This window comes from Paenibacillus sp. FSL H7-0703, from assembly GCF_038003485.1.
Lineage (GTDB): Bacteria > Bacillota > Bacilli > Paenibacillales > Paenibacillaceae > Paenibacillus > Paenibacillus polymyxa_B.
Map to the genome: position 1 here is coordinate 147,775 of NZ_JBBOPF010000003.1, position 10,662 is coordinate 158,436.

Genomic DNA, 10,662 nt, shown 5'->3' on the forward strand with positions numbered 1-10,662 from the left:
AGGGCGCGTTTTACCGCTACCCCCGCTATACTTTTGGAATGCTTTCGTCCAATCTGCCCTATATTAATACATTGCAAGACGGCGCATGGCTTCCTTAACTTTATCCTTGTTTAACATATAAAACTTCTCCATCGGTGGACTGATCGGCATGGCTGGTACATCAGGAGCACATAGACGCTCAATCGGCGCATCCAGCTCGAACAGACACTCCTCATTAATAATAGCCGATACCTCGGCACCGATGCCGCCCGTTTTGTTGTCCTCATGCACGATTAATACCTTACCTGTAAGTCGTGCAGCCTCTACAATGGCTTCGCGGTCCAGCGGTTGAAGTGTGCGCAAATCCACAACATGTGCGGTAATGCCCTCTTCTTTCTCCAATTCCTCAGCAGCCTGCATGACAAAATGCAAAGGCTGGCTATAACCGATGACCGTAATATCGTCACCCTCACGTAATAGATTAGCCTTGCCAATCGGAACGATATAATCATCCTCAGGCACTTCACCCTTGATCAGCTTGTAGGATTTTTTATTTTCAAAAAACAGCACCGGATCAGGGTCACGAATGGCTGCTTTCAGCAATCCTTTTGCGTCATAAGGGGTAAATGGAGCAACAATTTTCAAACCCGGCGTACCAAAAAAGATAGATTCTGGACACTGAGAGTGATACAAACCGCCAAAGATCCCACCACCGATTGGCGCGCGGATTACCACAGGACAGTTCCAATCGTTGTTAGAGCGGTAGCGGATTTTAGCAGCCTCACTAATAATCTGATTGGTCGCCGGAAGCATGAAGTCCGAATATTGCATTTCGGCAATTGGCTTCATTCCGTACATGGCCGCACCAATCGCAACCCCGGCAATAGCCGACTCAGCCAATGGCGTATCCATGACACGTTGCTCACCGAATTGGTCCATAAGCCCCTTTGTCGTTGTAAAGACACCGCCCTTCACTCCGACATCCTCACCTAATACAAAAACCGTTTCATCCTGCTCCATCTCTTCTTTCATGGCAAGACGAATCGCATCAATATATTCCATAATCGCCATCGTTACCGGCCCTCCCCATCGCTATCTGCATACACATGCAGCAGCGTATCTTCGGGCTTTGGAAAAGGCGCTTTATCTGCATATTCAATTGCTTCCTTGACTTCGAGCAGCAGCTCAGCCGACAGATCCGCATCCTTGGCCTCATCCCAAATGCCGCATTCGATCAAGTAGCTTTTCATACGGGCTACGCCATCCTTGGCCCAGTTCTGTTCCACTTCCTCCTTGGTCCGGTAAGCCAGATCATTATCCGAGGTGGAGTGAGGAGACAGCCGGTACATCATGGCTTCGATCAGCGTAGGACCTTCACCGCGGACAGCACGTTCGCGTGCTTCCTTCACCGCCGCATATACCGCCAATGCATCATTACCATCGACTCGAATACCTGGAAATCCATATCCCAAAGCACGGTCGCTTACCTTGCCTGCCAACTGTTTATGAATCGGAACCGATATCGCATATTGATTGTTTTCGCACATAATAATGACTGGCAGCTTTTGCACACCAGCAAAGTTACAGCCTTCGTGAAAATCTCCCTGATTGCTGGAGCCTTCTCCAAACGTAACAAACGATACAAAATCCTTTTTCTGCATTTTGGCAGCCAAAGCTACACCTACTGCATGCGGAACCTGTGTTGTTACTGGGCTGGAGCCAGTCACAATACGCAACCGTTTACTACCAAAATGTCCTGGCATCTGGCGACCACCGCTATTGGGATCATCTGCCTTGGCAAATGCCGACAGCATCAGTTCGCGCGGCGTCATTCCTACCGCTAGCACGAATCCATAATCCCGATAATAGGGAAGAAAATAGTCCTTTTCCCGGTCAAGGCCGAAAGCCGCACCTACTTGTGCCGCCTCCTGTCCAATGCCGGAAACGTGGAAATTAATTTTCCCTGCCCGTTGCAGGAGCATGTTGCGCTCGTCAAATCTTCTTGCGAGCAACATATATCTGTACATATCAATAACTTGTCCGTGAGTAAGTCCCAGCTGTTCATGTCTGAAGCCAGCGTCTACAGCGCCTTTAGAACTCATTGAGGCACCTCCCTTAAGTGTCAAACATTCTACTTCCATTACCTAGTACCATCTTGTCTTAAAACCTGGTACTAAACTCTGACTAACCCCATTATAATCCTTTTCTCCCCAAAAAGAAAAGCACCGATTTATTTGAAACGTTTATATGCCAATCGCCTGTCCATCAACGGCCAGCATCGCTTCTCCCAAAATCTCCGACAGCGTCGGATGCGGATGAATAAGCTGTCCGACTTCCCACGGCGTAGCATCCAGCAGTTGCGCAAGAGCCGCCTCGCTGATCAGGTCCGTCACATGCGTACCGATCATATGTACACCGAGAATATCATTGGTCTTCTCGTCGGCCACTACTTTGACGAAGCCGTCCCGACTGCCGTATACTAGCGATTTTCCGATAGCTTGAAAAGGGAACTTCCCTGTCTTCACCTGATGTCCACGCTCGCGGGCTTCTTGCTCCGTTAAGCCGACGCTTGCGGCTTCAGGACGTGTATAAATACACCGCGGAATCAGATGGTTAGGTACACTGTGAAAATCTTCGCCCGCCAGATGATGAACCGCCTGCAAACCTTCATGGCTCGCTGCATGCGCTAGTTGTAAGCCGCCGATGCAATCCCCAATGGCGTAAATATGTGGTTCATTCGTCTGCAAATGTTCATTAACTGAGATAAAGCCACGCTCTACGCGGATATCCGTATTTTCCAGCCCTATATTTTCCACATTTGCCTGACGCCCTACAGAAATGAGCAGTTTGGAAGCGCTGAGGGTTTCGGTTTCTTCCCCTTTTTGCACGTCAATCTGCACACCTTCCTCATCTTTGCCGTATGTTTTAGCCAGCACTTGTGAACCCGTCAGCACCTTGACACCACGCTTGGTTAACAAGCGCTGCATTTCACGCGAAACGTCTTCGTCTTCAGTGGGAATAAGTCGATTCGCAGCTTCAACCACCGTAACCTCCACGCCAAAATCATTTAGCATGGAAGCCCACTCCACGCCAATAACACCACCGCCCACGATAATCAGGGATGCTGGCAACTCCTCCATAGTTAACGCTTCGTCACTGCTCAGAATAAATTCGCCATCTGGCTCTAGTCCGGACAGCACACGCGGGCGTGATCCTGTTGCAATAATGAGATGTGCAGGAACAATCGTTTCCATCTCACCATCTTCTAGTTCCACGGCAACTGCCCCGCTTTTTGGAGAAAATATAGACGGACCAATCACGCGCCCCTTACCGCTCAGTACCGTAATTTTATTTTTACGCATCAAAAATTGAACGCCCTGATGCAGCTGTTCCACAACGGCTTCCTTACGTTCCTGAACCTTGGGAAATACAAGCTGTGCTCCCGATGTCTCGATACCGTATTGTGCACTTTCTTTAATCGTGGCATATACTTCCGCACTGCGTAGCAAGGCCTTACTCGGAATGCAACCACGGTGCAGACAGGTTCCGCCAAGCTTGTCCTTTTCGATGATAACCACTTCTTTGCCTAGCTGGGCGGCACGAATGGCTGCTACATACCCCCCGGTTCCTCCACCCAAAATAGCGACATCACAATGTATAGTCATGTTTCTCCTCCATTAACAATTGATTATATATAGCTTATTGTACTCTCTTTATTTCACTGTACAAAATATAGCGTTTAGGCATAGGCTACAAAAAAGCTAACCCTTTAATCCAGATATCTTTCCATATCATTCATACAGCGCATCTCGTAATTTGGTAGACATCCTTGGACTTTGTGCTGATTTGGCTCGCAGCGCCTTGCGAAATGATTCATTTTGCTTGCGCAGAAAGTTCAGCTCTGTCTCCAGCTCAGTGATGAGTTCTAGAGCTTGCGGACTGATCAGCCCTTGCTCCAGTAATGCTCCTTTTTTGGCACTATAATCCGTATTTTTTTCGTCCATGCCTTTCACTCTTCCCTTCATTCCACTACGCTTCACCATATCATGCCCGCGGCGGCAGAGCAATGACGACCACATTTACGTTTTAGGAATGGACATACAAAAACATGTCGAAAATCAATATATTTTCTCTAGTCTGTATACGGCTGGTTATGGTAATCTATAATGGCGTTTTCTTTCGGAGAAGAAGATTTACAGTGTTATGTACATGTTACAGAGAGGGGAATTCGCTTTGCCTACAGGACGAATTACGATTATTACAGGCCCCATGTTCAGTGAAAAATCCGGCGAATTGATTCGCCGCTGTCAAAAACTAATCCAATACGGGCATCGTAAAGTGGTAGCTTACAAACCCGCTGAAGATAACCGCTATGCCGAGGACGAAATAGTAAGCCGGATCGGATATCGGCTGCCCGCTATCTCTATCCCAAGAAAACTTACAGATGAGCTCGTTCAGCGTATTTTGCAAGAAACAAAAGATGCCGACGTGGTTGCCTTTGACGAAGTCCAGTTTTTCAGTCGTCATATTATGTCGCTTGTACAAGAGCTAGCTTATTGCGGCAAGCATGTAATTGCCGATGGGCTGAATCTGGATTATCGAGGCAAGGAGTTCGGCTATGTCGGTGGTCTGCTCGCCATGGCGGATGACATCGAGAAGCTGACTTCCTTTTGCGCCGTATGCGGTAGCTCGGAAGCAGTATTTACGCAACGTATGGTAAATGGTAAACCTTCCACTGTGGGACCTATTGTGATGATCGGCGACTCTGAGGCTTATGAGCCTCGTTGTCGAAAGTGCTTTATACCTCCTCATAAAGTGAACTGCGATTAGTGGACAGATAGCTCGACAAGCTGCAATATGCCTACGTGAGTACCAGTGACTTTTTTCTTGCATTTTTTTGGAACGAATCGAACCATTGCCCCGTATATCCGGTTAAGCTGTACAAGTTTTTAGTTTTCGTTTGTATATCATGACCATGAGGTTATCTGGGGGGACGGAATAATGAGTTTTTTCAACAAAATCTTAGCAAGCGCAGGAATCGGTTCAGCTAAAGTCGATACACTGGTAGATCAAGCCGTATATGTGCCTGGGGAAGAACTTAGTGGGATCATGCGCATCAAAGGCGGCAAAATTGATCAGGAAATCGGCAAAATTGACATCGAGCTCAAGACTGAATATATCGTGGAGCACGATGATAAAAAAACTATCAGCACCTGCTGCATTGCACGGATTAAGGTATCTGACGGCTTTCATCTAGAACAAGGACAGGAGCTTGAAATTCCTTTTTCCTTCAGATTGCCGTTGGAAACTCCTGTTACTCACGCCAAACAGCCCGTCTGGCTGGAAACAGCATTAGATATTGGCATGGCTTTGGACCCGACCGATCGTGATTCACTCAAAATCGAGCCACATCCCTATATGAATACAGTGTTTGAGGCGGTTAACCTGCTGGGCTTCCGATTCCGCTCCTCCACCTGCGAACGTCATCCTAAGCTGGGACGCGGCGTTCCGTACGTACAGGAATTTGAATTTACGCCCGGATCAGAATATGCACGTGATATCGAGGAGCTAGAGCTGATTATGCAGTTGGAACCCGAGGGTGTGCATGTGCTTGTAGAAGTAGACCGCAGGGGAAGAGGGTTATCTGGTTGGCTTGAGACTGCATTTGATATGGATGAGCGTCATGCCTGGTTGAGTTTAAGCCGGGAAGAGCTCTCCTATGGACCCGATCACATAGCAGATGCGCTCGAGGAACTGATTGACAGGCAAATTAGATAACGATGTAAAGCCAAACAAAAAACTCCTAACCAATTTACTACATCGGTTGGGAGTTTTTATTAAATAAAAGAATTCTTTAATGATGGTCATCAATCGTCTGTATAGACTAAAGTGGCAACATATCCTGTCTTTCCGCCTTATGCTTACACTCTTTGCATACCCCATACAGCGATCCATTGTCATCCGCATAGAAGGTTAATTTGTCTTCTTTTTTACAAAAGGAGCATTTTTGCTTGCCTGTGCCCTGGATAGAGTCAGACAGTCCAAACCCAGTTTGGGCCTGAATACCTGCTGCTTTTGCATTCGTGCGTGGACCGGAAGACACTTTAGACTTAGATTCATTACCGGTGCGGGATTGTCGAGCGGACTTACGAGGACGAAATTCAACGACATTACTGTCCCGCTGTTCATTCACTTGTTTGTTGCTGCTGCGACTACGCCTTACTTTAATAATCCAACCCAACGCCACCAACAACACGCCGAAGAATATCCAAGTCAGACTATCCCACATACTCTCATCCCCGCCTTTGCTTTAGAATCAATTGGGTTAATACCACTAGCCCGTTCAATGCGATGACTTAGCCTATAGCTTTATTCATTGAAATATACCCGTGTATACAGCCTCTGTGCTGTTCATCCGATTGTCTCCATATAAAAATCGTACCCTCCCGTGCAACTCCGACTCGTCTCTAAGCAAGAAACTGAGCATATTAGGTAAATCATCTTTTCCTGAGGAGTACATTGACCCGTTTTACAAATTGTACATCATCCTTTTGAAAAACGATAATACCCTTCTATGAAGATCGTTCTCCTTATCATAGCCCAATGGTGAGAATAAAAATGGCCCAGATGGCTACATTACTCCCCTTGATAATAAAAATCAATGAATCTTTTCGTCAACGGATTAAACTTATCAAAGCGTTTGCGGTGCGGTAAAAAGCCTGACTTATGTACTTGTTCTGCTAGTGTTTCTACATGTTCAAATCGCTTGAAAAAGGGCAACGCGAAAGTGTAAATATCTTCAATAATCTCTTGGATCACCCGTTCTCTTTCAGCTTCTGTGGACACAAGGTAATCCCTGTTTTCCGTATATTTCTTGGTGAGAGCAATCAACTCACTGTGAAAACAAGCGCCAGTATTATACTTCTTTTTTATTCTTTTGGATTCTACGATAATATAAACTTTTAATGCACCATATTTCGTCGCACCAAAACTAATTTCAAATATAAATTCCTTGGTTTCTTTTTTCAAAACTTTTCTGCTTTTCAGATATTTAAAATCATTCAAAAATGGTGTAGCTATGATTTTTTCTATCGCTAACTGACGTAGGTCATTTGCTTTAAGTTCAGTCTTATTGTCCATCATGTCACTCCAACCCAAAGAAGTTCCCACCATTATATCATATCTTTCCAATTACAGATTCCTCATATCTCCACCCTTTAATCACAATATATTAATAAAAAAAGAAAAAAGCCGCTCACAATAGAGCAGCTAGTTCCTCTGAAACATAAAAAGCAGTATACGAATTATACTTTGAATTTACCAATTTGCCCTTGCAGGTCTTCCGCCATTTGGGACAGATTTCTTGCAGAAGAAGCAATTTCCTCCATAGATGCCAGCTGTTCCTGAGTTGCGGCAGATACGTGTTGTGTCCCTGCTGCGGCTTCTTCAGCAATCGCTGAAATTTGTCTGACAAAACCAACAATCTCATCAGTACTTGCAGACATTTGTTCTGATCCGGCAGAAATCTCTTCAATTTCACTGGCCACTTTATTTACAGTTTCCTGAATGAGTTCAAAGGATGCGCCTGCATTTTGTACAACTTCACGACCTGTCATGACATCCTTCCCGTTGGACGCTACCGCTTCAATAGCATGGGTAGTATCCTTTTGAATCAATCCCACAAGCTCCGTAATTTGTTGAGCAGAATGAGCCGATTGTTCAGCCAACTTGCGAACTTCGCCTGCAACTACAGCAAATCCGCGACCATGTTCTCCTGCACGGGCCGCTTCGATCGCAGCGTTCAAGGCAAGAAGGTTGGTCTGACTAGAAATATTGGTGATAACATCAATGATCTTGCCAATTTCGTCTGAGCGCTCTCCCAATCCAGCCATGAGATCTGCCAATCCATTCATCGAATCATTTACGGCATTCATCTGCGTAACTGCCTGTTGAATCATCTGGTTACCTTCAGCCGATTTATGGGCCGCATCTTGCGCAGATGCGAATACATTTTGCGCGCGGATGGCGATTTGCTCAACACCGATAGACATTTCTTCAATAGCTTGGGACGATTTCGTCACCATATCTACCTGATCTCCTGTTCCAGTAGCTACTTCTTGCACCGTTTCGGTTATTTGTGCAGAAGCTTGGCTATTTTGCTCTGCGCTGGCCGTCAATTCTTCTGAGGAAGTGGTTACCAACTCAGTCGTTTTACTCACTGATTGAATCAGTTGGCGAAGGTTCTCAACCATGACATTGAAGGAATGTGCCAACGTACTGATCTCGTCCTTGCCCTTCACAATGATAGCTTCACTTGTAAGATCACCCGATGCGATACTTTCAGCGGCACGACTGATTCGCAAGATAGGTTTAGAAATAATTTGAGCTATGATGATTGCCATGATCAATGCCAATATAACGGCTGCTATACTCAAAACGATGACCAATTGTCTACCTGAAATAAAGTTGTCAACAGCTTCCTTCGTAGTCTGTTTAGATCCATCTGCATTCAATTTAATGAGCTGACTGATCATATCGTTTGAACTATACCACAACTTATAGGACTCCTGATGAAGGATGCTTGATTGAGTGTAATCATTAGCTTTCCCCGCTTCAATCACTTCTGGCAACTTAGCCAAATACTCCGTATAATTTTTGGAGAATTCTTCGTACATTTCGCGTTCTTTAGGGGTAGCAATTAATTTTTCGTATGTTTTTCGGCCTTCCTCAACCTTTTTTAAAACCTTATCATATTCACCCTGAACCTTCTCCATTTCCTCTGGGTCACGTTCTACAATAATATTTAATGAGAGCCGTTCAACATCAGATACATCACCATTTAGTGTTCCCAGGATGGTCACACTAGGCATCCAATGGCTATCAATTTCCATCGAAGTGTCGCCTAGGTTTTTCATTTTTGAGATAGATACTGTACTAATTACGATCAGCAGGATTATTACCGCAAGAAAACCCAATATCAATTTTGTTCGGATGTTAAATTTCATATATTCGCTCCTCAGTTCTCTTTATATTAGATACTATATCGACAAGAAACGACACATTGTTTATATCAAATGTAAAGAGAATTTCAGAACTGTTTACTAAAGGAAAATTTTTCATTGTGAAAGTTAGTGCAACTGATTCAGGTTTATTTTATAAACAGTGTGAAGGGTATTATGTCTCATAATTCCCAATGGTTCTGCCATTTAGCGAGGGCGATGCTGAAAATCTTTATTCACTCATTCCATCAAACTTTAAAAAAAGGATACCCAAAAACGGGTATCCCTTTATGTTTTACTTCCTAGCAATCACCATAAATCGTTCTGAATTTGTCCTTATTCCTAATTCGGTTTGATTGTCCAAAATAAATTGTTGGAGTATTTGAAAATCAATTTCTTCTTCTCCGAAGTTGGGAATAATTGGTGTGCGTTTCAAGAGAGATATTAAGTCTGCAGGAGTCTGATAATATTCGGTTGCATTGAATTCAAATGACTGTATATCGTTAAAGCCCGCATCACTTAATTCGGTAATATATTGAGCTTTTAACGAATCTTTCTTAGCACCCCATGCCTGTCCCCTTCCAAACGCTTCTTTAATATTTAATTTGTCGTTTTCGCTTACTTGCTGTGTCAGGAACATACCACCCTTTACTAACACCTTTGCTATTTCTTTTGCATAAAAACATGAATGTCGAGAAGAGATTACATTAAAGAAGTTCTCAGGAAAATTTAGATTTTCAGCATCCATCTGGAGAAAACGAACATTTGCTATGTCTGATTCAGCAGAATTCTTGGTTGCTGTTTCAATCATTCCGGTGGAATGGTCAATCCCAACTAGAAGTAATGCAGAATCTGCTATTGATAAAATTGCTTCCCCGCCGCCAGTACCGATATCAAGCAATATATCCGACTTCTTGCATGTCTTCGCCACTTCATTGTAGAAGTCCCATTTTACTCCTTTGGAGATACATTTCACATGGCTGAAATTCCAGCCGTTGATTTTTCCACTCTTATTATAAAACTCTTTATACTCTATTGAATTCATTTTCTTTCCACCTTCCAATTAGGGATAAATACTACGGGATAGCAGACCGATATCATTCAGTATTTTGTATTTTAACAACTTTCTACCTTAATAGAACGACCACTGATAGCATGAAAATGATGATAATTGAAGAAAACTTTAAATTGTCCAATTGAAATTCAAAATCGTTCATAAAAAATACCGCTCCTTTACTGGTTCTTGGAAGAACCAATAAATAGGCGGTATTAGTTGTTTACTATTCAGAAGTTTATCGGATCGGGTCGGCAGTTTTGGAAATTAGTAGCCATCCCTGCAATTATCATTGATAAACGTAAAACCACAAAAATCCCTTGCTTTCTCAATCATTCTGACCCTTTCAGGACACCTTGTTCTCAATTCTCAGCTTATCTGCTACCATCGCTATGAATTCACTATTGGTTGGTTTGGACTTACTGATATTAATGGTGTAACCGAACAGGTGTGAAATGCTGTCGATATTTCCACGGGTCCATGCTACCTCGATAGCATGACGAATTGCGCGTTCTACGCGAGATGCCGTCGTTTTGAACTTTTCGGCGATTGCCGGATATAATGTTTTGGTGATGGCTCCCAAGATTTCGATATTATTGTACACCATCGTAATGGCTTCGCGTAAATATT

The 10,662-nt window shown here is 44.0% G+C and carries 11 protein-coding genes; 2 read left to right on the plus strand and 9 right to left on the minus strand.

What is annotated here, in order from left to right:
• Nucleotides 1-63: 63 nt before the first annotated feature.
• The 4 genes from MHB46_RS26095 to MHB46_RS26110 form a co-directional block, all read right to left on the minus strand.
• The gene (locus tag MHB46_RS26095; protein WP_341163938.1) at nucleotides 64-1,050 is read right to left on the minus strand and encodes an alpha-ketoacid dehydrogenase subunit beta; all 987 of its coding nucleotides are present in this window, start codon (nucleotides 1,048-1,050) and stop codon (nucleotides 64-66) included.
• Nucleotides 1,051-1,052: 2 nt separating this feature from the next.
• Complete coding sequence (locus MHB46_RS26100; RefSeq protein ID WP_341163939.1) at nucleotides 1,053-2,081, minus strand: thiamine pyrophosphate-dependent dehydrogenase E1 component subunit alpha; 1,029 nt, start codon at nucleotides 2,079-2,081, stop codon at nucleotides 1,053-1,055.
• A gap of 141 nt (nucleotides 2,082-2,222) precedes the next feature.
• Nucleotides 2,223-3,644: a dihydrolipoyl dehydrogenase gene (gene lpdA / locus MHB46_RS26105; protein WP_134904810.1), complete on the minus strand. Its 1,422-nt coding sequence runs from the start codon at nucleotides 3,642-3,644 to the stop codon at nucleotides 2,223-2,225.
• 126 nt (nucleotides 3,645-3,770) lie between these two features.
• Complete coding sequence (locus MHB46_RS26110; RefSeq protein WP_013310799.1) at nucleotides 3,771-4,004, minus strand: hypothetical protein; 234 nt, start codon at nucleotides 4,002-4,004, stop codon at nucleotides 3,771-3,773.
• Nucleotides 4,005-4,212: 208 nt separating this feature from the next.
• On the opposite strand from MHB46_RS26110, the gene MHB46_RS26115 reads away from it, so the two are divergent.
• The gene (locus tag MHB46_RS26115) at nucleotides 4,213-4,809 is read left to right on the plus strand and encodes a thymidine kinase (protein WP_341163940.1); all 597 of its coding nucleotides are present in this window, start codon (nucleotides 4,213-4,215) and stop codon (nucleotides 4,807-4,809) included.
• A 171-nt stretch (nucleotides 4,810-4,980) separates the two neighbouring features.
• Nucleotides 4,981-5,757, plus strand: coding sequence for a sporulation protein (locus tag MHB46_RS26120; protein ID WP_341163941.1), 777 nt, complete (start codon nucleotides 4,981-4,983; stop codon nucleotides 5,755-5,757).
• A gap of 106 nt (nucleotides 5,758-5,863) precedes the next feature.
• Here the strand turns inward: MHB46_RS26120 and MHB46_RS26125 are convergent, their stop codons facing one another.
• The 5 genes from MHB46_RS26125 to MHB46_RS26145 all read right to left on the minus strand — a co-directional run.
• On the minus strand, nucleotides 5,864-6,268 hold the full coding sequence (locus MHB46_RS26125; protein WP_209947335.1) for a hypothetical protein: 405 nt from the start codon (nucleotides 6,266-6,268) through the stop codon (nucleotides 5,864-5,866).
• Between the two features lie 347 nt (nucleotides 6,269-6,615).
• Nucleotides 6,616-7,170, minus strand: a complete 555-nt coding sequence (locus MHB46_RS26130) for a hypothetical protein (RefSeq protein ID WP_226887756.1) — start codon at nucleotides 7,168-7,170, stop codon at nucleotides 6,616-6,618.
• 113 nt (nucleotides 7,171-7,283) lie between these two features.
• Complete coding sequence (locus tag MHB46_RS26135) at nucleotides 7,284-8,984, minus strand: methyl-accepting chemotaxis protein (RefSeq protein WP_341163942.1); 1,701 nt, start codon at nucleotides 8,982-8,984, stop codon at nucleotides 7,284-7,286.
• Between the two features lie 289 nt (nucleotides 8,985-9,273).
• Nucleotides 9,274-10,023 carry a class I SAM-dependent methyltransferase gene (locus MHB46_RS26140; RefSeq protein WP_341163943.1) on the minus strand — a complete coding sequence of 250 codons (750 nt, stop codon included), beginning with the start codon at nucleotides 10,021-10,023 and terminating at the stop codon, nucleotides 9,274-9,276.
• A 355-nt stretch (nucleotides 10,024-10,378) separates the two neighbouring features.
• Nucleotides 10,379-10,662, minus strand: a 284-nt coding sequence (locus MHB46_RS26145; protein ID WP_341163944.1) for a sporulation initiation factor Spo0A C-terminal domain-containing protein, incomplete at its 5' end; no start/stop codon positions are given.